Source organism: Rhizobium sp. AC44/96 (genome assembly GCF_001692185.1).
Classification (GTDB): Bacteria; Pseudomonadota; Alphaproteobacteria; order Rhizobiales; family Rhizobiaceae; genus Rhizobium.
In genome coordinates, this window is record NZ_LXKO01000001.1 from 432867 (window position 1) to 456401 (window position 23535).

Sequence of the window (23535 nt, forward strand, 5' to 3'; positions counted from 1 at the left end):
GAAAAATTGCGTTTTATTTCAAAATCATTGCGTCCTTGAGCGCGGCGTTTTCCGCCTTGATGCGAACATGCAGGATGATGGCGTTGAGGACGGAAAAAAGCGCTGCGTAGCCGACCAGCCCAAACGCCAGCGGCAGTGCCGCGATCTCGCCGACGACGACGGCATAGTTGGGATGCGCCATGAACCGATAGGGGCCGACGCTGACCAGTGGTCGACCCGGCATCACCACGATACGGGTCGTCCAACGATCTCCCATCGTTGCGACGACCCAGAGGCGTGCCATTTGCAGAAGCAGGAATATGCCGAGCCAGACAATCTGAACCGGCCGCCCAACCGCCAGAAGCCAGAGGCCCGAGATCCAGCACCCGTGCAGGAGAACGAGGTAGGGGTAATGCTCCGCCCCCACTTCGTGCCCGCCTTCGGCGAGCAGCGTCTTGGTATTGCGGCGTGCAAGCGCGAGCTCCGCAAGGCGCTGCAGCGTCACGAAGCTCAGAAGGGCGATCGAGACCCACATCAGGCGACCTTCCGCAGGGTAACACAGCTTGTCGCAAAGCCGGGTCCCATCGCCAGCATGGCGCTGCGGTTTGGCAATCCTGCCCTGATGACACGCTCGAGAACAAACAGAACCGTCGGCGAAGACATGTTTCCATATTCGGCGAGCACAGCACGTTCGTGGTCGAGCGTGCCGGGCGTGAGTGTCAGCGCGCGCTCCAGCGCCGTCAGCACCCGCATTCCCCCTGGGTGGCAGATGAAACGATCGATATCGTCGTGGGAAAGGCCGTTGCGTTTGAGAATTCCATCCAGCGCGGGGCGGAGCTCGGCTTCCGCGAACTGTGGCAGCGATTGTGCGAGCACGACGCCAAAGCCGGTGTCGTCGATCTTCCAGCCCATGATCCCGAGGGTGTTGGGAAAAAGGTGCTCGCCCGTCGATTCCACCTCGGCCAGGCCGGATGGCGCGACGCGCAACACACAGGCGCCGGCGCCGTCGCCGAAAAGCGCCGTCGCGATGATGTTGGCGCGGGTCAGTTCATCCAGCCGAAACGCCAGCGTGCAGAGTTCCAGGGAGACGAAGAGCACCGTTGCCCCCGGCCTGCTTCTGGCAATCCGGGAGGCGATGGCAAAGCCGGAAACGCCTGCCGCACAGCCAAGTCCAAACACGGGGATGCGTTCGACGTCAGGCCGGAACCCCATGCTTTCAGCCAGTTGGGCATCAAGGCTCGGCGTGGTGATACCGGTGGACGATACGGTCACGATGCAGTCCACCTCGCTTCCCCGCATGCCTGCCTGCTTCAATGCGTTTGTGGCGGTCTCGGCAAAGAGGCGGCGCGCGACTTCGGCGTAGGCGTCCATCCGATCCTGCCAGCCATGCGGCTCGACAAACCATTGAAGCGGACGGGCCGCATGGCGTTGCTTGATGCCGGCATTCTCGAAGACGCTTGCAAGGTGCGAGAAATCGGCAAGCCTGTCGGAGAAGAGCCGTGCGGATGTGTCAGCGGCCTCTGTCTGCGTAATGATATGCTCGGGTGCGGCAACCGCAAGGCTGAGTAGTTTTACTGTATCGGTCAATGGAATGCTCCTTCTCGCCCCGGCGAGTAGGCGGCAAACACCTCAAGCCTGCGTTTATTCGCCGGTGGTGGTCACAACCTAGTGATCTCAAAAGATGGGGCGATCGCTGAATAAAACGACCTTGTGCCGTGTTCATCGCCCGCAACGTCATTTTTCAGGGAGATTTTCCATGACGACCATGCCTGTTCGAATTGCGTCGGTTCTGCTCGGTGGATGCATTGCCGCGTTCGCATTTTCCGCACCGGTCTATGCTGCTGGCAGCAGTGATGGCGAAACGATGCCTGTGTGCAAGAAGGGAGAGGTCTACGACAAGAACACGCAGAAATGCGTCAAACAGCATAGCGCCAACGTCACCGACGAAAACCGCACCGACTATGCCTACGCGCTTGCCAAGGCTGGCCGTTACGATGAGGCATTGGCCATGCTCGATACGCTCAAGGATCAGAACACCGCCGAGGCACTCAACTATCGCGGTTACGCGACCCGCAAGCTCGGGCGCACCGACGAAGGCATCACTTACTATCTGAAGTCGGTGCAGCTCGATCCGCAATACGCCAAGGTGCGCGAATATCTCGGCGAAGCCTATGTCGTCAAAGGTCGCCTCGACCTCGCCAAGGAGCAGTTGAACACCATCAAGACGATCTGCGGCACGGGCTGCGAGGAATATCAGGACCTCGACGAAGCGATCGCCGATCCGTCGAAGATCTAGGCCGGCGTAGCGTGCCTGCGTGCGCTGAATAGGGATATTCCAATGCCAGTCGCCTATACCACATTTCCTGCCTATAGTCGGGCAACACAGAACGCGCCGGTCGGGCCGGCGCGTTCTGTGGCAGCAACCGTGGCGGAGGCGGTCATCGCAAGCGAAGCGGATATCAGGAGCGGGCTGACGGACAACCTGTCCCGGCTCTGGCGCTACGGGCTGGTTTTGTCGCATCGTCGCGATGTCGCCGACGATCTGGTGCAGCAGACCTGCCTGCGCGCCCTCGAGCGGTCGTCGCAGTTCGAAGCGGGCACGCGGCTGGATCGCTGGCTGTTGTCGATCCTTCATTCAATCTGGCTGAATGAAATTCGCTCCCGGCGGGTGCGTCAGGGGCAGGGTTTCGTCGATGCCGACGAGGCGCTGGTTCTCGATGGCGTTCGCGAGACGGAAGCGCATGTCATGGCGAATCAGGTGTTGCGGCTCGTCAATGCGCTTCCGGATGCTCAGCGCGCAGCCGTGTTTCTGGCCTATGTGGAGGGGCTGTCCTACAAGGAGGTTGCTGGCATACTGGATATTCCGATTGGTACCGTGATGAGCCGCCTTGCTGCCGCCCGCGCAAAGCTCGCCGGCAATCTCCTGGGGGAGGGCGCAAGATGAACGACGACAACAAGCTTCCCTCCGACGAACAGCTGACAGCCTATATCGACGGCGAATTGTCACCCGACGAAACCGCACGGCTCGAGCTTCTTCTCGAAACGGACGCGCGCGTGGCCGCCCGGCTCGAGTTCTTGTCGCGCAGCAGTCTTCCCTTCGAACAGGCGTTCGAGCCGCTGCTTGCCGCCGCGCCCAAGGCAAAGCTTGAAGCAATGCTTGCCTCGGTAGCCCCGGCTGAAACACCGGTACCGGTTCGCCCAACCCGTCGCGGCCTTCTCGCTGCTCTTGCCGCCTGTGTGGTTGCCGGCGTCGTGGCCGACCGGGCATTCATCGGGCTCGGCCGGCGTCTTGCGGTCAAGGATGAGAGCAATGAGTGGCGTGCTGCCGTTGCCGAATACATCGCGCTTTACACGCCCGATACGCTGGCCGGACCGGTGCCCACCGCGCAAAGCCAGGCCGCGCAACTCTCTATTCTCGAAGAGAAACTTGACCTTCGCTTGCCGGCAGAGGCGATCTCGATCGAAGGCGCCGATTTCAAGCGTGCGCTCGTTCTGCAGTATGATGATGCGCCATTGGCGCAGATCGCGTATCTTGATCCACAGACCGGACCCATGGCGCTGTGCATAGTTCGGTCGGCCGACGGCGCTAGACCTGCCGAGGTCGAGGCACGCAAGGGCATGAACGTCGTCTATTGGGCAAGCCCGTCACACGCGTTCATGCTGATCGGACATGCGTCTGCCGACCGGATGCGGACGGTCGCGGATGGCATCATGGCAAGGTTGGAGGCCTAGCGCACAGCAGCCAATAATCTTGCGTCTTGGGGTGGAACCAAAACGCCGTATAATGCGTTGACCGGTTAGCGAGCCGATCACGCATTTGTCCCGTTTCATCCCAACCGGCTGCGGGAGTACATTATGCAGAAGAGCGAATGCGACGTGTTCGATCTCTTTTCGGAGATTTATACGAGCGCCGCGCAAGAAGAAATAAGCCTTCAGGAATACCTGCTAGCATGCCGTGATGACAAGAGAATGTATGCAACGGCACAAGAACGGATGGTCGAAGCGATCGGCGATCCAACCTTCATAGACACAAGTGCAGACGAACGTTTAGGGCGAATTTTCTCAAATCGAACCGTTAAGATCTATCCTTCCTTCGCCGATTTCTACGGCATGGAGGACACGATCGAACGTATCGTCGGGTATTTCCGGTATGCCGCGCAGGGACTGGAAGAACGCAAGCAGATACTCTATCTGCTCGGCCCGGTCGGCGGCGGCAAGTCGTCGCTTGCGGAGCGGCTGAAGAGGTTGATGGAGCGCATGCCCATCTACACGCTTGCCGTCGATGGCAAGATCAGCCCCGTGTTTGAATCCCCCCTCGGCCTCTTTCATCCCGAGCGGATGGCGGATCTTCTTGAGGACAAATACGGGATTGCCAGACGGCGGCTGACGGGCCTGATATCGCCTTGGGCCACCAAGCGACTGGACGAGATCGGCGGCGATATTTCGAAATTCAGTGTCGTCAAGCTGACGCCGTCGCGATTGCGGCAGATCGCCATTGCCAAGACCGAGCCCGGCGACGAGAACAATCAGGACGTTTCTGCCCTGGTTGGCAAGGTCGACATTCGTCAGCTGGAAAACTTCAGCCAGGCGGACCCGGATGCCTACTCCTACAGCGGTGGTCTGAACCGGACGACACAGGGCCTCCTGGAATTCGTGGAAATGTTCAAGGCGCCGATCAAGGTGCTGCATCCACTACTGACCGCCACCCAGGAAGGCAGCTACAACGGCACGGAGAACTTCGGCGCGTTTCCTTATCAAGGCACCGTCGTCGCCCACTCCAACGAGTCCGAGTGGCAGCAGTTCAAAAACAACAAGAACAACGAAGCCTTTCTCGACCGTATCCTGGTGGTCAAAGTGCCCTATTGCCTGCGTGTGACCGAGGAGCGGCTGATCTATGAAAAGCTGCTTCGCGAAAGCGAGCTGGCCAAGAGCCCCTGCGCGCCTGAAGTGCTGGAAAACTTGAGCCGCTTTACCGTCTCCACGCGGCTTTCCCCGCACGAAAACTCGCCCCTTTACACAAAGATGCGGGTCTATGACGGGGAAAACCTGAAGGACACCGATCCGAAGGCGAAGTCGGTCCAGGAATATCGCGATGCCGCCGGCGTCGATGAGGGCATGACGGGTATTAGCACGCGCTTTGCGTTCAAGGTGCTGTCCGAGACCTTCAACTACGATACCAAGGAAGTCGCCGCGGACTCCGTCCACCTCATGTACATCATGGAACAGGCGATCCGGCGGGAGCAGTTCCCGAAGGAGACCGAAGCGCGCTATCTCGATTTCATCAAGTCGGAACTCGCGGCGCGTTATGCCGAGTTCATCGGTCACGAAATCCAGAAGGCCTATCTCGAATCCTATAGCGAGTACGGACAGAACCTGTTCGACCGGTACATCGCCTATGCGGACGCCTGGCTCGAGGATCAGGACTTCAAGGACTACGATACTGGCCAGATCCTCAACCGCGAGATTCTCGACAGCGAGCTGTCGCAGATCGAGAAGCCGGCCGGCATCGCCAATCCCAAGGATTTCCGCAACGAGGTCGTCAAGTTCACCTTGCGAGCCCGCGCACGAAACAATGGGCGCAATCCTTCCTGGACCAGCTATGAAAAGCTCAGGGAGGTTATCGAGAAGCGCATGTTCGGTCAGGTCGAAGACCTGCTTCCGGTCATCAGCTTCGGCTCGAAGAAGGACAGCGCGACTGAGAAGCAGCACGCCGAATTTGTCCAGCGAATGACCGAGCGCGGATACACGGTACGGCAGGTGCGGCGGCTCGTCGACTGGTACATGCGGGTCAACAAGGCCGGCTGATGCCAGAGCGGGGGGTTGGCAATGCCGAATTTCATCGACCGTCGGCTCAATCCGAAGGACAAGAGCCTCGGTAACCGTCAGCGCTTTCTGAAACGCGCCCGCGAAGAACTCAAGCGGGCGATCGCCGATCAGGTCAAGTCCGACCGCATCGCGGATGTTGGATCGGCCCATGGCGTGCCAATGCCCAAGCGCGGCGCTGATGAGCCCACGTTCAGGCAAGCGTCCGGCACCGGCGACCGTGAGTACGTCCTGCCAGGAAACCGTGAATATATGGCGGGCGACCGCCTTCCGCGACCGGAAGGGGGCGGAGGAGGTGGCGGCAGCGCCGGTAGTGGCGGCGGCGGTAGCGATGACGATTTCCAATTCGTGCTGTCGCGTGACGAGGTCCTCGACCTGTTCTTCGAGGATCTTGAGCTGCCCGATATGATTAAGCTCAATCTGAAGGAAACGGTCATCTACAAGGCCCGCCGCGTCGGGTTCACCACCGCCGGCACGCCGACGAATATCAATGTCGGCCGCACGATGCGAAACAGCTTTGGCCGGCGCATGGCTCTGGGCCGACCGAGCGATAGCGAAATGCAGGCGCTGGCAGACGAGATTGCCAGTCTGGAAGCAGAGCCAAACGGCAATCGTCAAAGCGCGCATCAACTCAAGTTGCTACGGGAGGAGCTGGATCTTCTGGAACGGCGGCGCCGGCGCATCGCTTATGTCGATCCAGTCGACGTGCGGTTCAATCGCTTCGAGCGGCAACCCTTGCCGAATGCCAGCGCCGTCATGTTCTGCCTGATGGACGTTTCGGCTTCCATGGGCGAGCGGGAGAAGGACCTCGCCAAGCGCTTCTTCGTGCTGCTGCATCTGTTTCTCAAACGCCGCTACGAGCGGATCGACATCGTCTTCATCCGCCACACTGACGAAGCGCGGGAGGTGGATGAGGAGACGTTCTTCTACAGCAAGCAGAGCGGCGGCACGGTGGTTTCCACCGCGCTGGAAGAGATGCTGCGAATTATAGACGAGCGCTACCCGGCGGAGATGTGGAACATCTACGCCGCGCAGGCATCGGACGGCGACAACACCAGCGGCGATTCCGAACGCTGCGCGGCGCTCCTGCGCGAGCGCGTGATGCGCCTTTGCCAGTATTATGCCTATGTCGAAATCATCGATGAACGGGAGACGGAGATATTCGGGACGACCGACAACGGGACGTCGCTCTGGCGGGCATTCCGCGCCGTTGATGGCGAGATCCCGAATTTCCAGATGGCGCGTATCGCAAGGCCCGCAAACATCTATCCTGTGTTCCGCCGGCTCTTTACACGGCAGCCGGCCGTGCGTGCGCGCGGCTGAAGGAGATGGTCGACATGGCGAAACGCCCGACCTCCAATCTGCTGTTCGATGGATCGGACTGGAACTTTGCGACGCTGTCGCGCGCCTACGAGGCGATCGAGAAAATCGCCATCGAGGAAATGGGGCTCGATGTTTATCCCAACCAGCTCGAAATCATTTCGTCGGAGCAGATGCTCGATGCCTATTCGTCCGTCGGCATGCCGCTCATGTACCAGCACTGGTCCTTCGGCAAGCGTTTCGTCCACGAGGATCACTACTACCGAAAGGGCGCCCGCGGCCTCGCTTATGAAATCGTGATCAACTCGAACCCTTGCATCACCTATCTGATGGAAGAAAACACGATGGCCATGCAAACGCTGGTCACGGCGCATGCCTCCTTCGGCCACAATCATTTCTTCAAGAACAACTACCTGTTTCGGCAGTGGACGGATGCTGGCGCGATATTGAGTTACCTCGACTTCGCCAAGAAATACATCGCCAAATGCGAAGAGCGGCACGGACTTGATGCCGTGGAGGCTATCCTGGATTCGGCCCATGCGCTGATGGACCACGGCGTGTTCCGCTATCGTCGTCCGCCGCGCCTTTCCTCCGAGAAGGTCAGGGAGCGGGCGCGAGAACGGCTGGAATACGAGGAGCAGACCTACAGCGATCTCTGGCGCACGCTGCCGCTCGCCGTGGAAAATCGTGATCGGGAGGAGGCCGAGCGCGATGCCTCCGAACGCAAGAAGGTTCTCAACCTGCCGGAAGAAAACCTGCTCTACTTCCTGGAGAAACACAGCCTGATCCTCGATCCCTGGCAAAGGGAACTGTTGCGGATCGTTCGTGTCATCGCGCAGTATTTCTACCCTCAGCGCCAGACGAAGGTCATGAACGAGGGCTGTGCCACCTACGTCCATTACACGATCATCAACCGGCTCTTCGACCAAGGCAGGATCAGTGAAGGCGCGATGCTGGAACTGCTGCGCAGCCATTCCAACGTGGTGTTTCAGCCGGCATTCGACGATCCCCGTTTTCCTGGGATCAATCCTTACGCGCTTGGTTTTGCGATGATGCAGGATATCGAGCGCATCTGCACGGAGCCGACGGAGGAGGATCGCGAATGGTTCCCGTCAATGGCCGGCAATGGCGACCCGATGGGGACTCTGCGGGACGCCTGGGCGAACCACCGCGACGAATCCTTCATCCTCCAGTATCTAAGCCCGGAATTGATGCGCAAGTTCCGCCTGTTTCTGCTGTCGGATCGCTCGGCGGACAAGTATTGCGAGGTTTCCTCGATCCACAACGAGCGTGGCTATTCCTCGGTCAGGGCCGCACTGGCGCGCAGCTATGATGTTGCTGCCCGGCAGCCGGATATCCAGGTGGTCGACGTCGATCTGCTCGGGGATCGGCAACTGCGGCTGCAGCACAGCGTGAAAAACGGCATCCTGCTCGAAGAGGGCTCTCGCGATGCCACCCTCGCGCATATCCGCCATCTCTGGGGCTACGATGTCAGCCTCGTCGGCATCGACGCGACGACCGGCGGCGTTCTCTACGAATGCTCGACGGCGAAGTTCACGGTTTAGACGCCTTCAACCACCGGGGATGTTCTTTCTTTCCAAAGCGTCTTCACCACAGCGTACCGGAAGGCTACAGCAGTGTATCGCTCATGAGCTGGATAGGACCTGTGAAAATGGCAGATACCGTTGTTGATCGCTTCCTTCGTTATGTCGTCATCGACACGCAATCGGATGCTGCTTCGTCGGCGCAGCCATCGACCGAAAAACAGAAGAATCTCGGCCGTTTGCTCGTCCAGGAATTGTTGGACATCGGCCTCTCCGACGCCCATCTCGACGAGCACGGCTATGTCTATGCGACCATCCCGTCAAACACCGACAAGCCGGTCCCAGTGATCTGCTTCTGCTCGCACATGGATACCGCACCGGATTTCACCGGCACGAACGTCAAGCCGCAGATCGTCCGGGAATATGCCGGCGGCGACATCCGGCTCTCGGGCGATACCGAGCAGGTTATCCGCGTCAGCGAGCACACGGCCCTCAAGGACCAGATCGGCAACGACATCATCACCACCGATGGAACGACGCTGCTCGGCGCCGACGACAAGGCCGGACTTGCCGAGATCATGACGGCCGCGCAGTTTCTGGTCGATAATCCCGACATCCGCCACGGGACGATCAAGATTCTCTTCACCCCGGACGAGGAAATCGGCCGCGGTGTCGACAAGGTCGACCTGGCAAAACTCGGTGCTGAGTTCGGCTATACGATGGATGGCGCGACGGCCGGCCATATCGAGGACGAGACATTCTCGGCCGACGGCGTGGAGATCACCATCCAGGGCGTCGCCATGCACCCAGGCTTTGCCAAGGACAAGATGGAAAACGCCATCAAGGCCGCCGGCGCCATCATCGACCGGCTGCCCAGGGACGCAGCCCCGGAGACCACGGATGGTCGCCAGGGCTTTCTTCATCCGACAGGTGTGACGGGCTCGATGGAAAAAGCGGTTCTCAGCCTCATTATACGCGATTTCGATGATGCCGGGCTTGAGCAGAAGGAAGCGTTGCTCGAGGAGATCGTGCGCAATGTCATGGAGGCCTATCCGGGCTCATCCTACCGGTTTGAAGTCAAGCAGCAGTATCGCAACATGAAGGCGGTTCTGAAGAACCATCCTGAGGTCGCCGACAATGCCGTCGAGGCGATCAGGCGTGCCGGGCTGACGCCCGTGCGCGGCAGCATTCGCGGCGGCACCGATGGATCCCGCCTGTCCTTCATGGGCCTGCCATGCCCCAATATCTTTGCCGGAGGCCATGCTTTCCACTCACCGCTCGAATGGGTGAGCCGCCAGGACATGGAAAAGGCCGTGCAGACGATCGTCGAACTCGCGAAGGTATGGGAAGAGCGCGCCTGACAGCGCGCTCAATTGTCGAAAGGTCGGCTGATTAGCCGCGCAGGCCTGGGGCTTCCTGGCCCGTGCGCTCGACATATTCCGTGTAGCCGCCGCCGTACTGATGGATGCCGTCAGGCGTCAGTTCCAATACGCGGTTGGACAGAGCTGCAAGGAAGTGTCGATCGTGCGAAACGAACAGCATGGTGCCCTCGTATTCGGAGAGCGCCTTGATCAGCATTTCCTTCGTGTCGAGATCCAGGTGGTTGGTCGGCTCGTCCAGAACCAGCAGGTTTGGCGGGTCGAACAGCATCTTTGCCATGACGAGGCGTGCCTTCTCGCCGCCCGAGAGGACACGGCACTTCTTCTCGACGTCATCGCCGGAAAAGCCGAAGCAGCCTGCGAGAGCGCGTAGCGGCGCCTGGCCGGCCTGCGGGAAGGAATCTTCCAGCCACTCCAGAACCGTGCGGTCGCCGTCGAGCAGATCCATGGCGTGCTGGGCGAAGTAGCCCATCTTGACGCTGGCGCCGAGCGCGACGCTACCCTGATCGGGCTCCGTCGATCCGGCGACCAACTTCAGCAGCGTCGACTTGCCGGCACCGTTGATGCCCATGATGCACCAGCGCTCCTTGCGGCGAACCATGAAGTCCAGGCCTTCGTAGATGGTCCGGCTGCCGTACTTCTTGTGAACGTTCTTGAGATTGATCACGTCTTCGCCGGAGCGGGGGGCGGGCAGGAACTCAAACGCGACGGTCTGGCGGCGCTTCGGCGGCTCGACGCGATCGATCTTCTCCAGCTTCTTCACGCGGCTCTGCACCTGCGACGCGTGGGAGGCACGCGCCTTGAAGCGTTCGATGAACTTGATTTCCTTGGCGAGCATCGCCTGCTGGCGCTCGAACTGAGCCTGCTGCTGCTTCTCGTTCTGTGCACGCTGCTGCTCGTAGAAGCCGTAGTCGCCGGAATAGCTGTTCAGCGAGCCGGCATCGATCTCGATGATCTTGCTGACGATGCGGTTCATGAATTCGCGGTCGTGCGAGGTCATCAGCAGCGCGCCGTCGTAGGTCTTCAGGAATTCCTCGAGCCAGATCAGGCTTTCCAGGTCCAGGTGGTTGCTCGGTTCGTCGAGGAGCATGACATCGGGGCGCATCAGGAGAATGCGGGCCAGAGCCACACGCATCTTCCAGCCGCCGGAAAGCCCGCCGACGTCGCCGTCCATCATTTCCTGCGTGAAGCTGAGACCGGCCAGCACTTCGCGGGCGCGGCCTTCAAGGGCGTAGCCGTCGAGCTCCTCATAGCGGGCCTGAACTTCGCCGTAGCGCTCGATGATCCGGTCCATCTCGTCGAGCTTGTCGGGGTCGACCATCTCGGCCTCGAGCTCGCGCAGCTCGGCGGCAACGACGCTCACCGGGCCGGCGCCCTCCATGACCTCCGCCACGGCGCTCCGGCCTTCCATTTCGCCGACATCCTGATTGAAGTAGCCGATCGTCACGCCCTTTTCGGCGGAGACCTGGCCTTCATCCGGCTGCTCCTGTCCCGTGATCATGCGGAAGAGCGTGGTTTTGCCGGCGCCGTTCGGTCCGACGAGACCAATCTTTTCGCCCTTGTTGAGCGCCGCCGACGCTTCGATGAACAGGATGCGGTGGCTGTTCTGCTTGCTGATGTTTTCGATGCGGATCATATGCGGATGCGGTCCAAAAAGTTGTTGCCGGCCTGTGGCTGGCGTTTAGCTGGTGACACGCAAGGCGTGTCGGCGGCAGCGCCGAAGCGACGCTTGCCGGGGATGACGATCATGCTTCGGAACAGACAGTGCCCGCCATGACGCGACCGCGCGAAACGGAGATCGCTCATAAGGCATTGAAATTCCGGTGTTTGAGAGACCGCTTGGGAAGGGCCATCTCTCGCTGTCTTGTGAGCGCGCGCGAATAATTCCTGCCGGTACGGTGGTTCCTGAGGTGCACGCCGTCGTTCGCAGGCGTTCCTGCCAAGGATTGCGGTCACAGTCAACGGGGTGAACGCCGACATCCGCGCTACGCGAAGGCGCGGCCGTTCGCCAATACTGACAACCTTCGCGGTCTTTGGCTTGAGGTTGTATCGCCGGAGTTGCCAAATGCCCGCGAATGTCGGAAGCTTGCCTGCCCGCAAGGATCGGGCATACCCGCCAGCCGAAACGAGTTGCAGCGCATGACGACAGTGTCGCCTTCCATGGAGCCTGCCAACATCTGTTTGGGATGCTGGGATCAGATGCGTGTCCCCATCCCAATTCGCGGCCTGTTGGCGCTTCCGTTCCGCGCGTTCGGCGTCACCCGCAGCAAGATGAACCCGAATATCTGCACGATATGCGAGCGCTCTTTCCGGTACGTCAAGAAGAAGCGCCACGTTTCCGCCAACGCGACCATTCTCTTTGCTGACATAAGGGGGTTCACGGTTCTGTCCGAGCGCATCGATCCGGTGGAACTGAGTGCGATTGTCAGTCTGTTCCACGATCGCTGCGCACAGGCGATATGGGCTCACCACGGCATCGTCAACAAGCAGATGGGTGACGGCCTGATGGCGATCTTCAATTTTCCGATCACCATCAAGGATCACGCAAGCGCAGCGGTCCGGGCCGCGCTCGATATCCAGCACCAGTGCGCTGTCGCACTTGATCGCCTGGGGTCGGACATCGGGAGCTTGCCGGAACATACGCTTGGCGTGGGTATCGGCATCCATAGCGGAGATGTGGAAATCGGCGAGTTCTCGAGCTTTCGCAGCGATTTCACGGCGATCGGCGGTGCCGTCAACCTGGCCGCCCGGCTGGAATCCCAGGCCGCCGCCGGCGAAATTCTGGTATCCGCCACCACGGCCGCGCAAGCGCCCGGTCTCGTCAACGGGATGGAAACGCGTCTACTCTCTTTGAAGGGTATAGAACTGCCCGTCGAAACGCGCGTTCTGCGCGATCGTCCATGATGTTCTTGGCTTGAGAGTAGAGCGTCGATCGAGACGCGCGATTTCGTGGTCTACCCCAGAAAAGCAACTTGATAAATTTCGGGTTTTGGCGAACAAATCGCCATCTTCAATTATTTAAACCTAAGGACAAAGCCATGACGCTTGCGATTAATGATATTGCGCCGGATTTTGAAGCCGAAACCACGGATGGCAAGATCCGCTTTCATGACTGGGTCGGTGATTCCTGGGCGGTGATGTTCTCCCATCCGAAGGATTTCACGCCCGTCTGCACGACCGAACTCGGCTACATGGCACGGATCAAGCCGGAATTTGATAAGCGTGGCGTCAAGATCATCGGCCTGTCCGTCGATCCGCTCGACCGCCATGCCGGCTGGGCCAGCGACATCGAGGAAACGCAGGGCCACGCGCCGAACTTCCCGATGATCGCCGATATCGATTATAACGTCTCTAAGCTCTACGGCATGCTTCCGGCTCCCGTTTCCGGCGACCCGACGAAGCGCACGCCTGCCGATAACCAGACCGTTCGCAACGTCTTCGTCGTCGGTCCGGACAAGAAGATCAAGCTCATCCTGATCTATCCGATGACGACCGGCCGCAACTTCGATGAAGTGCTGCGCGTCATCGATTCCCTCCAGCTCACCGCCAAGCACCGCGTTGCGACCCCGGTGAACTGGAAGAACGGCGAAGATGTCATCATCGCTGGCTCGGTCGGTGACGAAGAAGCAAAGACGATCTATCCGGACGGATGGAAGGCGCCGAAGCCCTATATCCGTATCGTGCCGCAGCCGAAGGGCTGATTTTCCAGACGACGAGAATGCTATTGAGGCGACCTTCCCCGGGGAGGTCGCCTTTTTTGTCGCGTCGCGGCGTTCGATCAACTGGCGTATGATTTCTTCGACAGCCAGGTCTTCAGCACGCTCCGAAGAGGGCGATCGAAATGCCGCTCGACAAGAAGCGCGATCCAGACCGCCGCTGCGAGCACGACCGGACCGGCCCAGGGGGCATAGAAACCGATCTCCACTCCCGTGATGCGGTGGGTAAGACCTTCGATCCCCATGAAGGCAGGTGCATGAACCGCATAGAGCGGAAAGGACAGACGCCCAAGCCATATGGACGTGTCCTTCAGCCGTCCCGTCGGAGAGGCGTTTACGCTGGCGATCATGATCGCCGGGAACACGATGAAGATCATGAGCATCGCGTAAGGCATCGAGAGCGGACTGGTCTGCGAGACCGGCGCGGTAAGGGCAAGCACGACGGCCCCGAAGATGGCGATCGTGGCCTTGTCGCCGAGAGGCCCGATGAGCGCGCGCAAATCGTTCAAGTGTCGATACACCAGCACGCCGACGCTGAATGACAATCCGATGCGCGCCATGCCGGCCCACAGGAGGTCCTGCTGGAAGCCGATATCCGCACGGCCATGAACGACGGTCGCCCAGGTAAAGGCCACACCGCTGACGGCTGCAGTGGCCCAGACAAAGGCGTTGCGGGCGCGGCAAAGGAAGACGCCATAGATGAAACTCATCACCAGTTCGGACAGCAGGGACCAGGCCGGTGGGTTGAGGGGATAAAGGTTTGTCGTCGGATCGGGATTGGGCAGGAAGAGCACTGCCAGTGTCAGCGCCTGCGATAATGACGGCGGTGAGATCTCTTCCCGGAAAACAAACACGAAAAATCCGAAGAGCGTCCCCACCATGTAGAGAGGGTAGATCCTTGACAGCCGCAGCGCGAAGAACGACCGCGCCGTGAGGTAGCCGGATTGCAGCCGCTGCTCGTAGCTCGCTGCCAGCACGAAGCCGCTCAACAGGAAGAAGATATCGACGGCGAGATAACTCGACGGACTGGTGACCGGTCGGAAGGCGGGGATCATATGGCGGGCCGCGACAAGGAGCGCAGCTATCCCTCTGATGCCCTCTAGCGCATAGAAGTAGTCTCGATGGCTGCTTCTCGTCATTCAAACCGCCTCATACTGCCTGCCGGAGCAATACTGCGCGAAGTGTGCAGGATAACCTGACTTGGGTGCAGTGCGATAGTGCTGAAACGGGATTGGCGCAGAACAGATTCGTTTTGCGCTGATGCATGCCTTTCATATTGCTGATATAAAACAATATTTCTTACAGCGGCAGTGCGAAAAGACTTGAAGAAAATTGCGCTGATGCGCCCGGCTTGCTGGGGAAACTGCGATAGGCGCTGCTGCCCACTCAATCATTTCGACCCAAATCGCAGGTGCCGGAAGACGCCGTTGCTGCGTATGTGCTCCACATAGTCCCTGTAGATCGGATCCCGCAGCAGGTGCCGTTCTTCGGTCTTTGCACGCATGAAATAGATGAAATTGATGATCAGCAGGCCGGCACAAAGCCTGATCGCCGTCCAGGGATTGGAATCCGGCGGAAGGAAGGGAATGCTGACCAGCCACCAGGAGATGTTCTTGGAAATGTAGGCCGGATGCTTCGTCCAGCGATAGGGCCCATTGGTGATAATCCCGCGGTTCGTCAGGTTGGAAAACCGGATGCCGAAGCACACGGCTGCCCAGGCGTAAAAGCTCAGGCAGACAATGATCATCAGGGCCCAAAGAGAGTACAGGATCGGCTGGTCGGACAGCCATACGCCCCATGGCCGGTCGTGCCCGTAGCTGAGGTAGCTTGAGTAGAGGATACTGTAGAAGGGTTGGTAGCAGACGACCGCCACGAGCCAGCCGACGAGGGTCGGCTCCACGCTTCTGATCTGCGTTCCCAGCAGGCGAAACGTCATGATGTATCCGGTCGCCGAGACCGTCAGGTCGATGAAGAAAAAGGCGAGATAGAGCAGATCGTAACTTCCGCCCACGAATGCCCGATAGGACGAGGAGAAGAAGGGGGAGAGGTCGAACTCGCGAAGATCGGAGATCTGCCCGCAGAGATAGACGAACATCAGCGGAAAGAAGAAGCCCTTCACCAGCCAGCCCAGGAGATAGTTTATCTCGACGAACGAGAGGGCATGGGGCCGGGAAAAGAGGCGGTTTCCCAACTTCCACAGAGTGTCCTTGGGCTCTTCCTGCACCATGTCAGCAAAAGCCAGATAAGGAACCGAAAGAATCACGAGCGGCAGAAAGCTGTTTTGCCAAAGCCAGTTGAACGGGCCATAGAAATCGCCGCGATAGATCGGAAACGCGTGGTAGCAAAATGCCAGCGCCGCCAGGATGACCCAAAGGGCAAGCACCTTTCGCAGTACGCGTTGTGGGCTGAAATCACGCTTGGAAAAGCTCATTCCCGAGCGCTGGGGGCTGCGGTTGACGAAGAGCTCGATCACCGCGCAAGGGATCGCAAGGGAAAGGATGATCTCAATGCAGGCCACGGCAGGACTGTCACTGCGGCGTTGAACGAAGACGAGAAAACACCCGATCGCCAGCCCCGCCAGAACAGCAAACGTCATGAGCGGACTGCTGATGGATGGAAGTGCGGGCCTTCTCTTTTCCATGTCGGACATCACCCAGCCGAGGTTTTCGAAAGCCTCTCAGACGCTCTGATTCGGCCTCACGCATTTCCCATTCGCGATCCACACCGCCGTTGCCATCGGCAGCATATTCAACCGCGGGCCACGATTTAAGCTATATCTTTGATCTATATAAGGAAGCGCTGAAAAGCGGCTGACGTACCCACAAAGGATAAAGTCTGGGAGGGGTATGGCGGTTTTTCGCGCGTGTGCTCTATAGGCCTTTGCTTACACCCTGTTTCCGTAGGTCAACGAAAGCGAGAAAATCACGCCCTCGGTCGGTGAGGGTTAGCCGGTTGCTTTCCACCGAAAAAATCAGCTGATAGTTGAATAAGAACTCGGACCACTGCTCATATGACAACTGTGAGAACGCTTCCTGAAATTGGGGGCGAATCTCGCTCTCGTAGAAATTCTTAGCTTCTTCCAGCGAAACAGACCCTGCCTCCTTCAGCCGCCGGAGTGCCGTAATCTGGCTGCCAAAAATTAGGCCGAATACGTTCTCAAAGTCTCGCTCGATCTGAGCTTCGGCGAGCGCTGCTACCAGTTTCGAAATTCGCTCATCTTCGGGGATGTCTGCTAGCTGACCGTCAATCTTTGCGATGAGGGCTTGAACCGTCGCAAGCGGATGCGCTGCAGTTGTTAGTCCGGTTGGGGGCTTCGCCTGGGACGACTGGCTCGGTGCCTGCAAAACGGCGCCGCCTGGACCCAACGAGACAATGTCCTTGATACGGTCTCTCAGTTCTTTTCGGAAAATCCATGTGATCAGAAGAAGAGCAAACGGCCACGCAACGCCCTTGATCAGGTCAAAGGTCACCTTAGCCCACTCGAGCCAATTCACGTTCAAGAAGAGTTCTCGGATATCGCAGTTCACCGACTCGGCCCCTTGTGTAGTCGGAAGCGAGTTGACCTCGGGTTTTGCTCCCGGTCAATCCATGAGATGCACTAATTAGTTGCGAGAGCGGGCGTGGCTGTCAATATACGTGTTAACTTGAGTATGTCTGTGGCTTTTCGAGTCGATACCAACGTCAAGCCGACGTCGGTATAGTCCGACACAAAATTAAGATAGTTGGGAGAAATTTGGCTGGGGAACCTGGACCCTCATGGGGTACGAACCTAACGATTTGATGTTGCAAAAGAATAAGCAATTTCATACGAGTAGGGTACATATCACAGGGCATTTTGAGGTACATTCCTTGTCTCGCACCCGCGCTCCAGCATACCTTGAAAAGATGAATAACGGCGGTTGGAGGGTGTCTGTCCCTGTGCCGCGAGACATGGTCAAGATCGTGGGCAAGACACGCCTGAAGCGCTCTCTTGAGACCCATAGCCAAGCAGAAGCTGAGCGGCGGAAACATGCAGTTGTGGCCGAGTTTCTCGCCATGATCGAAGCGGCCCGAGCTGGGAGGCTTCCCAAGGCGGTGGTCACCGGCATTGCTGCAGCGCCCTCCATGTCAAGCAAAGAGCTGACTAGCCTTGCGCTCGACCTGCGAGCCAGCCTCCAGTCACGAGAGGGGGACAGTGAGGCGGTCGAGCTGGAGACCGAAGGCATTTATCAGGTTGCCGACAAGATACGGGGCCAAGAGGTTGGAGTGGATGGGGGGACTGACAGCCCGATCTTCGACCGACAGAGCGAGGAGAAGGCTGGGCAGTTCCTGCGGGTAGCTCTCGGCAAGGAAACCCCAGTCCGCGAGCCGCTCGACCTCTTCCATGCTCAGGTGAAGTGGTCGCCTCGTACCAAAAGCGACAGCAGCAGAGCGATCACGGCACTGGAGGGCTGGTGTAAGGAAAGCCGTGTGCCCTTCGTTATCGAGGCCATCACACGTAGAAGAGCGGGCCAATTCATCGGTGACCTTGCAGCCAGCACGGAAAGACCGCTTACAAATCGAACCATCAACAAATACCTGTCTTGCCTGTCCCAGTTCTGGTTCTGGCTGGAGAAGCGCGGCTATGTCGAGCTTGATAGCTCTCCGTGGTCCCGTCAGTCCTTGCCGAAGGTCCAGCCTATGGAGGATGAGAAGGAGCGCCCGTTCACCGATGAAGAGATGATCAAGCTTTTCGCGGGCGAGCCTAACCAGTCCTACCTCAAAGACGTGATGCTCATTGGCGCTCTTACGGGTGCCCGAATTGATGCCATCGTCAGCCTCAAGCGTAAGGACATCACTGACAGCGGGAACTTTCGCTTTAAACCTCAGAAGCGTGAGAAGGCATCGCGCCAAGTGCCGATCCACAGCGGCCTGAAATCGATCATAGAACGCCTCGTGGAGGGCAAGCGGCCCGAGGATGATCTGTTTCCTGAATGCCCTCCCGTTGCCGCCGACAAGCCACAAGAGCGGTCGATGCCAGCGGTCAAGGCGTTTACCTACTACCGGAGAACCGTAGGGGTCACGGATGCCGTTGAGGGAAAGAGAAGGGACCGTGTCAATTTCCACTCCTTCCGCCGCTGGTTTGTCACCAAGGCCATTCAGGCTGGTCAGGCCGAGCTTACGGTCCAGATCGTGGTCGGTCACAAGCCACAAAGCGTGGCCGCGAGCGTCTACCTTGGAGGGCTGACAATGGAGCAGATGGCGCAATGTGTTGAGGCTGTGAAGCTACCCTGACGACCAAGCCGCGCCTTTCCACCTGTCTGGCGACATCTCATTCGGTGAATAGTCGCGCCACTGGGCAGGAAACCGATAGATCTATCTCTCGTGTTTTCGTCAGCGATGTGAAGGCTTTCCTAACCTCTTCCATTGATTGTAGGAGACTACTGGTTTCTACTCTGTTGGCCATCCACGATGTGTTGAATGATTACGGTTTCGCATCTGCAAGAAAGCTTGAGTATCGGATATGTTACGGCGACAGCTGCCGCTGCGCGTATCAACCTATCAATCAAACGCGAACATGATTATGGGGTGGACGGTACTTTTCTAGCCATGGCACAGCGCCTTCAAGGTATCGATGCGGATGGCAACGAGGAATATCGGTACGTCGAGAGCGGCACGAAGATCGACTTCCAGCTGAAATGTACAACAAACTGGGAATTTAGGGGAGCCAACGTCGCTTGGAAAGCGAAAGCTCAGACCTATAATGATCTGGTATCCCGACCGGCCTACGCACCCCTTCTCTTGGTGTTGATGTGTTTGCCGAAAGACGCGAATGACTGGCTGTCCGCAACGGAACAGCAACTGATCTTGAAGCACTGTTGCTACTATGCCGAATTAACTGGGCCGACTTTGGCAAACGAAAACTCCAGCAAGCTGATCGAAATTCCAAGGGCAAATCTGCTCACGCCTGATGCGGTTCTCACGCTCCTGAGTGAAATGGAAACCAAGTTAGCGGGGATGTTCTGATGAGTGACGACCCCAAACTCAAGGCAGACCTGATGGCGTTCTTGCTGGAGAACGGATGGGCGCGGAAAGTCAGCAAAGATCGCCGGGTTGTCCGCTTTCAGATGACGAACGCTGGCCTAGACAAGCCCGTGAACATCTACTTCACCGAGAGGTCAGGGGAGCAATATCGTGACCCGCTCGAGATTGAAGAAGCACTAACGACCATAAGGCAATTCTACGGCATACCCTTCGGCGAATTGCGTCACCGAGTAGATACCTTGGCGCAAAGGGATAGCCGTATCGGTCTACATCCACGTGACTTCGTAACCAGTCGAGTACCCGACAGGTACGTAGTGGACGATACCATTGATATGCAGGTCGCTTCTTCGATGGTCGTGTATATGAGATCGTTAGTTGAAGGAGCAGCAGTCGCTGAGGTCGAATTGGCTGGAGCATTCACGAACGCTTCTGTTCGATCAGCTAAAAGCTACGTGGAAGCCTGTCGGTTCGGTCACACCTTTCGGGGCAGTTTCGGCTTCCAAGTTGAATGCCCGCTGCATGAGGCTGTTCAGTTCGACTTGTTCGGGGCGGGTAAGCCGCTTGGCCGTAAAGTATCTCAGCGAATTGCGCTCGCAATGGAGGCGGTGACAGACGCCTTTCTGCGTGATGATGTGAGTATGCTTACCCAGCCGTCCCTTGTAACAGCCCGAATGTGCAATGACCTCGCGGATTTCCTTGAGGGAACAGGGGTGTCATCGTTCAATGTTGGTGTCGCCTTTGACGCATCGCTTGCAATGGAGGTGCCTAGCCGAAATACTGAGTTTGAAGTGAAAGCCGCCTCAGTCCCGATGCTGCGTGAAGCCGCAGAGCGGCTTGAGCCGCTGCCAGAAGAGCAGCATGTGAACGTTGTAGGTCGTGTCGTAGAGCTGAAAGCGGCGGGCATTCCTTTGGCGGAGAATGATAGCAACAAGCGTCTAGTGACAATCCAGTGGGACGCGGACGAAGGGAGGCGAAAGGTACAACTTGAGCTAAACCCACAGGACTATGCAGATGCAATCAGGGCGCATGAGAATGGCCATCATGTACAAGTAAAGGGAACTTTGGTTAGAAAACGCAAGCGCTCAGCACTGACGGAAACCAGTGAGTTTAGGGTTCTTGATTGAGACACGGCAGGCCGGAATAGCCAACCCGATGCGAAAACACATAATCATCCCATGACAAACGGGACGGTGATTATTCACCGCGAAGCGCCCGGAACACGCTGGAACGGCTGATACCTAATTCCACAACTATTTGCTCTGCGGTCTTCCCTTCGGCCTTCATGCGCCGCACATCGTCGGCTTTTCGCTGGGCGGTCGGAGCGCGGCCCTTGTATTTGCCGTCAGCTTTCGCCCTGGCAATGCCCTCGCGCTGCCGCTCCAGCATGATGTCACGCTCGAACTCAGCGATTGAACCGAGCAGGCTCAGCATCAGCTTGCCGGTGGGTGTCGAGGTGTCGATATTGAGGTTGAGGATTTTGAGCGTGACGCCTTTGGTCTCCAGCGCGTCTTTGATCTTGACGAGGTCGGCCATGGAGCGGGCCAGTCGGTCCAGCTTGGTGATCACGAACACATCACCTTCTCGGGCATAATCCAGCGCTCGGGTCAGTTCCGGACGTTCCTTGTCGACCGAGGAGAGCTGCTCGCTGAACACCTTCTCGCAGCCTGCCGCCTCCAACTCGTGGAGCTGAGCGTGGAGGCCATAGGTCTGGTCGAGGGTTGAGGTGCGGGCGTAGCCGAGGATGGTAGAGGGCATTGAGACAGCTCCAATAGTGCCAATAAAGTTTTAAAGCTTCTGGCACTGTCAGGCTCAAAAGTCAAATACCATTTATATGGCACACTTTCAGTGGTCTGACTGCTGGAGTCACTAGGGCGTGCCCTTGTGGCACTTGCGATAGGAAAGCCGCAGGCTGCAAAACCATCGGCATAGCGGGTCTGGATTGTCTCAGAGCTTGGGGGGAGCCGGCACGGGGGGAGCCGGCCCTAGCCTTATATCTGATTGGCCTCTCGGAATTTTTCGCCAAAAAATGCCCTACCTCGGCCCGCCCCTAGCAATTGAAGAGATGGGCAAGACCGCGATCGTGTTTGTCACCTGCCCAAAATGGGCACCTGAGCAGTGGGCAGGCAAGGGGTCAGAACGGGATTTCTGGTAGCTCGCGAAGGGGCCGCTCGTAGCTATCCAGATCATCGATCTCATTACCACCTTCATCGCGCAGCATGGGACTGAAGCCCTCCTCCTCCAGCATCATAACCGCGACATCTCGAGACTTCCTGCCGAGTAGGTGATTGAAGGCTTTGGCTGCGATTTCCGGCCTCTTGGCTAGTCGCTTACCGAACTCCTTGCCCAGTCGATCGACGATCTTCATGGCTTCCGCCTCCTGCCAACTTTCATCAAAGTCATGATCTCCGTCCTGCAGGCCTTTTTTCCATTCTGTCATTGCATCCCGCCAACCCGGTAGGCTCACGGCTCGCTCGCCCAAGACTGCGAAGGCGGCTCGCATGTTATCGATTGTGCCCTTGGCGATGTTGGCTCGCCTGACGAGCTGCGCCTTGGACAACCTGCCAAGAAGCTCAGCGTGGACCACCAGCTTCCATGCGTAGTTCGATCGCTCCTCGTAGGTGATGCCAAGGCTCGCCTTGCCGTTGACCGCCTCGGCATGTTCGATGGCCTCATCGACGGTGCCCTTGAAGAAGACGACAGGCAGTTCCTTGGACCTCCGCCAGAGCCGATAGGCGGCAATCCGGTGATGGCCATCGACAACGAAGTTTCGGCCGCCGCATCGCCAGACCACGATTGGATCGAGCGCGCCGTGGATGTTCAGGGCCTTGAGCAGATCACTGACATGCCGATCGTCAACTTCGGCGCTCCTGATTTGGAACACCTTCGGCAGCTCGTCGAGCTGTGAAAGCGGAAGACGGCTCGGCTCATCATCGAGCTTGACGCTCGCCTTCTGAACCTGCCTGAGGGCGTCCAGCGCCTTGCTGAACGTCAGAGCCTTCAGATCATGCGGAAGGCTGCAGATGGCGTCCTGAGCGGGTAAGGAGCGTGTTGTGTTGTCGGGTTCTTGCATTTTCGTTCTCGTCATAGGTTCTTGTTGTGATCGTCCGTCACCAGCACAGCAGAAAAATGCCCCGGCAATCGATCTGATCACCGGGGCTAAGGCTGAGACGAACGTGAGCGGTTGAACCAACTCCCGGTTATCGGGTCGCGTGAGCGCGTGGTTCTCCTAAAGTGCGTGGCAATCGACACGGCACCCAGAAAGGCCAGAGGCTGCCAATAAAGCGGCTCTGTACTAAAGGCTGGGGCAATTGCCGGAGCCTTTTCTTCCATAAGTGAGGGGTAATTGATGCCGTCTGCCATAAGTGGGCAGTAATCACATTGCGCTATTCCAGAGTGATCGGTGGCTTGCCATCTTGATGGGTCATGGCGATGAAAGTTGTTGGATGGTAGGGGTTCCACGGTACACAATGAGGTACGCACGGCGATGTAAGTATGTGATTTTATTGGATAAAAAATATTTGGCTGGGGAACCTGGACTCGAACCAAGATTAACGGAGTCAGAGTCCGTCGTTCTACCATTGAACTATTCCCCAGCAGTCGCTGCCGAAGCATGGCTTGGCTGCTGTGCGGCGCTTATAACCAAAAGCTCGGGAATTGCAAATACCGTTTTGAAAAAAATTACGCTGCCGTTTTTGAGGCCGCGATCGGCCCTTTCCGGAGCGCTGATAAAAAGAATTTGGTGATTCCGCCCGGCACTGATATTCTTGCCGC

General features: G+C 58.2%; 20 protein-coding genes and 1 tRNA gene. 12 read left to right on the forward strand and 9 right to left on the reverse strand.

Features of this window, described 5'->3' with window-relative positions:
• Positions 1 to 13: 13 nt before the first annotated feature.
• Together A6U87_RS02070 and A6U87_RS02075 are read right to left on the reverse strand one after the other, a co-directional pair.
• A complete protein-coding gene (locus tag A6U87_RS02070; RefSeq protein ID WP_065689569.1) occupies positions 14 to 517 on the reverse strand; it encodes an isoprenylcysteine carboxyl methyltransferase family protein in 504 nt (167 codons plus the stop codon).
• Entirely contained in the window at positions 514 to 1566 is a 1053-nt protein-coding gene (locus A6U87_RS02075) for a type III polyketide synthase (protein ID WP_065689570.1), read from the reverse strand. The genes A6U87_RS02070 and A6U87_RS02075 overlap by 4 nt, the downstream gene beginning before the upstream one ends.
• A 169-nt stretch (positions 1567 to 1735) precedes the next feature.
• Between A6U87_RS02075 and A6U87_RS02080 the strand changes: the two genes are divergently transcribed.
• The 7 genes from A6U87_RS02080 to pepT all read left to right on the forward strand — a co-directional run bounded on the left by A6U87_RS02080 (position 1736) and on the right by pepT (position 10027).
• Positions 1736 to 2275, forward strand: a complete 540-nt coding sequence (locus tag A6U87_RS02080) for a tetratricopeptide repeat protein (protein ID WP_065689571.1) — start codon at positions 1736 to 1738, stop codon at positions 2273 to 2275.
• A gap of 42 nt (positions 2276 to 2317) precedes the next feature.
• On the forward strand, positions 2318 to 2923 hold the full coding sequence (locus tag A6U87_RS02085; RefSeq protein ID WP_065689572.1) for an RNA polymerase sigma factor: 606 nt from the start codon (positions 2318 to 2320) through the stop codon (positions 2921 to 2923).
• Positions 2920 to 3711, forward strand: a complete 792-nt coding sequence (locus A6U87_RS02090) for an anti-sigma factor (protein WP_065689573.1) — start codon at positions 2920 to 2922, stop codon at positions 3709 to 3711. The genes A6U87_RS02085 and A6U87_RS02090 overlap by 4 nt, the downstream gene beginning before the upstream one ends.
• Before the next feature lie 123 nt (positions 3712 to 3834).
• Positions 3835 to 5784 (forward strand): PrkA family serine protein kinase, encoded by a 1950-nt coding sequence (locus A6U87_RS02095; protein ID WP_065689574.1) that lies wholly within the window; start codon positions 3835 to 3837, stop codon positions 5782 to 5784.
• A 21-nt stretch (positions 5785 to 5805) separates the two neighbouring features.
• Complete coding sequence (locus A6U87_RS02100; protein WP_065689575.1) at positions 5806 to 7125, forward strand: YeaH/YhbH family protein; 1320 nt, start codon at positions 5806 to 5808, stop codon at positions 7123 to 7125.
• Between the two features lie 14 nt (positions 7126 to 7139).
• Positions 7140 to 8687, forward strand: a complete 1548-nt coding sequence (locus A6U87_RS02105) for a SpoVR family protein (RefSeq protein ID WP_065690216.1) — start codon at positions 7140 to 7142, stop codon at positions 8685 to 8687.
• A 107-nt stretch (positions 8688 to 8794) separates the two neighbouring features.
• The gene (pepT, locus tag A6U87_RS02110) at positions 8795 to 10027 is read left to right on the forward strand and encodes a peptidase T (protein ID WP_065689576.1); all 1233 of its coding nucleotides are present in this window, start codon (positions 8795 to 8797) and stop codon (positions 10025 to 10027) included.
• 31 nt (positions 10028 to 10058) lie between these two features.
• Here pepT and A6U87_RS02115 read toward each other — a convergent pair whose 3' ends face one another.
• Positions 10059 to 11681: an ABC-F family ATP-binding cassette domain-containing protein gene (locus A6U87_RS02115; RefSeq protein ID WP_065689577.1), complete on the reverse strand. Its 1623-nt coding sequence runs from the start codon at positions 11679 to 11681 to the stop codon at positions 10059 to 10061.
• A 503-nt stretch (positions 11682 to 12184) separates the two neighbouring features.
• Between A6U87_RS02115 and A6U87_RS02120 the strand changes: the two genes are divergently transcribed.
• Positions 12185 to 12949 carry an adenylate/guanylate cyclase domain-containing protein gene (locus tag A6U87_RS02120; RefSeq protein WP_065689578.1) on the forward strand — a complete coding sequence of 255 codons (765 nt, stop codon included), beginning with the start codon at positions 12185 to 12187 and terminating at the stop codon, positions 12947 to 12949.
• A 134-nt stretch (positions 12950 to 13083) separates the two neighbouring features.
• Positions 13084 to 13746: a peroxiredoxin gene (locus A6U87_RS02125; RefSeq protein WP_065689579.1), complete on the forward strand. Its 663-nt coding sequence runs from the start codon at positions 13084 to 13086 to the stop codon at positions 13744 to 13746.
• 77 nt (positions 13747 to 13823) lie between these two features.
• Here A6U87_RS02125 and A6U87_RS02130 read toward each other — a convergent pair whose 3' ends face one another.
• The 3 genes from A6U87_RS02130 to A6U87_RS02140 all read right to left on the reverse strand — a co-directional run bounded on the left by A6U87_RS02130 (position 13824) and on the right by A6U87_RS02140 (position 17288).
• Positions 13824 to 14900, reverse strand: coding sequence for an acyltransferase (locus tag A6U87_RS02130; RefSeq protein ID WP_083199249.1), 1077 nt, complete (start codon positions 14898 to 14900; stop codon positions 13824 to 13826).
• A 251-nt stretch (positions 14901 to 15151) separates the two neighbouring features.
• Positions 15152 to 16357, reverse strand: a complete 1206-nt coding sequence (locus A6U87_RS02135; protein ID WP_158007250.1) for an isoprenylcysteine carboxylmethyltransferase family protein — start codon at positions 16355 to 16357, stop codon at positions 15152 to 15154.
• A 274-nt stretch (positions 16358 to 16631) separates the two neighbouring features.
• Complete coding sequence (locus tag A6U87_RS02140) at positions 16632 to 17288, reverse strand: hypothetical protein (protein ID WP_141683896.1); 657 nt, start codon at positions 17286 to 17288, stop codon at positions 16632 to 16634.
• 358 nt (positions 17289 to 17646) lie between these two features.
• Here A6U87_RS02140 and A6U87_RS02145 point away from each other — a divergent pair, with 358 nt between their 5' ends.
• The 3 genes from A6U87_RS02145 (at position 17647) to A6U87_RS02155 (ending at position 20888) form a co-directional block, all read left to right on the forward strand.
• Positions 17647 to 19014, forward strand: a complete 1368-nt coding sequence (locus tag A6U87_RS02145; protein ID WP_065690217.1) for a DUF6538 domain-containing protein — start codon at positions 17647 to 17649, stop codon at positions 19012 to 19014.
• 186 nt (positions 19015 to 19200) lie between these two features.
• Positions 19201 to 19746 carry a DUF4365 domain-containing protein gene (locus A6U87_RS02150; protein WP_065689583.1) on the forward strand — a complete coding sequence of 182 codons (546 nt, stop codon included), beginning with the start codon at positions 19201 to 19203 and terminating at the stop codon, positions 19744 to 19746.
• On the forward strand, positions 19746 to 20888 hold the full coding sequence (locus A6U87_RS02155) for a hypothetical protein (protein WP_065689584.1): 1143 nt from the start codon (positions 19746 to 19748) through the stop codon (positions 20886 to 20888). The genes A6U87_RS02150 and A6U87_RS02155 overlap by 1 nt, the downstream gene beginning before the upstream one ends.
• A 70-nt stretch (positions 20889 to 20958) precedes the next feature.
• On the opposite strand, the gene A6U87_RS02160 is transcribed toward A6U87_RS02155, so the two are convergent.
• The 3 genes from A6U87_RS02160 to A6U87_RS02170 form a co-directional block, all read right to left on the reverse strand.
• Positions 20959 to 21519: a recombinase family protein gene (locus A6U87_RS02160; RefSeq protein WP_065689585.1), complete on the reverse strand. Its 561-nt coding sequence runs from the start codon at positions 21517 to 21519 to the stop codon at positions 20959 to 20961.
• Between the two features lie 376 nt (positions 21520 to 21895).
• A complete protein-coding gene (locus tag A6U87_RS02165) occupies positions 21896 to 22834 on the reverse strand; it encodes a ParB/RepB/Spo0J family partition protein (RefSeq protein ID WP_065689586.1) in 939 nt (312 codons plus the stop codon).
• A 449-nt stretch (positions 22835 to 23283) separates the two neighbouring features.
• A tRNA-Gln gene (locus A6U87_RS02170) sits at positions 23284 to 23357 on the reverse strand.
• Positions 23358 to 23535 lie beyond the last annotated feature (178 nt).

Coding starts and splice junctions, on each gene's coding strand:
- A6U87_RS02080 (WP_065689571.1), top strand. CDS start 1,736: ATGACGACCATGCCTGTTCGAATTGCGTCGGTTCTGCTCGGTGGATGC.
- A6U87_RS02085 (WP_065689572.1), top strand. CDS start 2,318: ATGCCAGTCGCCTATACCACATTTCCTGCCTATAGTCGGGCAACACAG.
- A6U87_RS02090 (WP_065689573.1), top strand. CDS start 2,920: ATGAACGACGACAACAAGCTTCCCTCCGACGAACAGCTGACAGCCTAT.
- A6U87_RS02095 (WP_065689574.1), top strand. CDS start 3,835: ATGCAGAAGAGCGAATGCGACGTGTTCGATCTCTTTTCGGAGATTTAT.
- A6U87_RS02100 (WP_065689575.1), top strand. CDS start 5,806: ATGCCGAATTTCATCGACCGTCGGCTCAATCCGAAGGACAAGAGCCTC.
- A6U87_RS02105 (WP_065690216.1), top strand. CDS start 7,140: ATGGCGAAACGCCCGACCTCCAATCTGCTGTTCGATGGATCGGACTGG.
- pepT (WP_065689576.1), top strand. CDS start 8,795: ATGGCAGATACCGTTGTTGATCGCTTCCTTCGTTATGTCGTCATCGAC.
- A6U87_RS02115 (WP_065689577.1), bottom strand. CDS start 11,681: ATGATCCGCATCGAAAACATCAGCAAGCAGAACAGCCACCGCATCCTG.
- A6U87_RS02120 (WP_065689578.1), top strand. CDS start 12,185: ATGACGACAGTGTCGCCTTCCATGGAGCCTGCCAACATCTGTTTGGGA.
- A6U87_RS02125 (WP_065689579.1), top strand. CDS start 13,084: ATGACGCTTGCGATTAATGATATTGCGCCGGATTTTGAAGCCGAAACC.
- A6U87_RS02130 (WP_083199249.1), bottom strand. CDS start 14,900: ATGACGAGAAGCAGCCATCGAGACTACTTCTATGCGCTAGAGGGCATC.
- A6U87_RS02135 (WP_158007250.1), bottom strand. CDS start 16,357: ATGACGTTTGCTGTTCTGGCGGGGCTGGCGATCGGGTGTTTTCTCGTC.
- A6U87_RS02145 (WP_065690217.1), top strand. CDS start 17,647: ATGAATAACGGCGGTTGGAGGGTGTCTGTCCCTGTGCCGCGAGACATG.
- A6U87_RS02150 (WP_065689583.1), top strand. CDS start 19,201: ATGATTACGGTTTCGCATCTGCAAGAAAGCTTGAGTATCGGATATGTT.
- A6U87_RS02155 (WP_065689584.1), top strand. CDS start 19,746: ATGAGTGACGACCCCAAACTCAAGGCAGACCTGATGGCGTTCTTGCTG.
- A6U87_RS02160 (WP_065689585.1), bottom strand. CDS start 21,519: ATGCCCTCTACCATCCTCGGCTACGCCCGCACCTCAACCCTCGACCAG.
- A6U87_RS02165 (WP_065689586.1), bottom strand. CDS start 22,834: ATGCAAGAACCCGACAACACAACACGCTCCTTACCCGCTCAGGACGCC.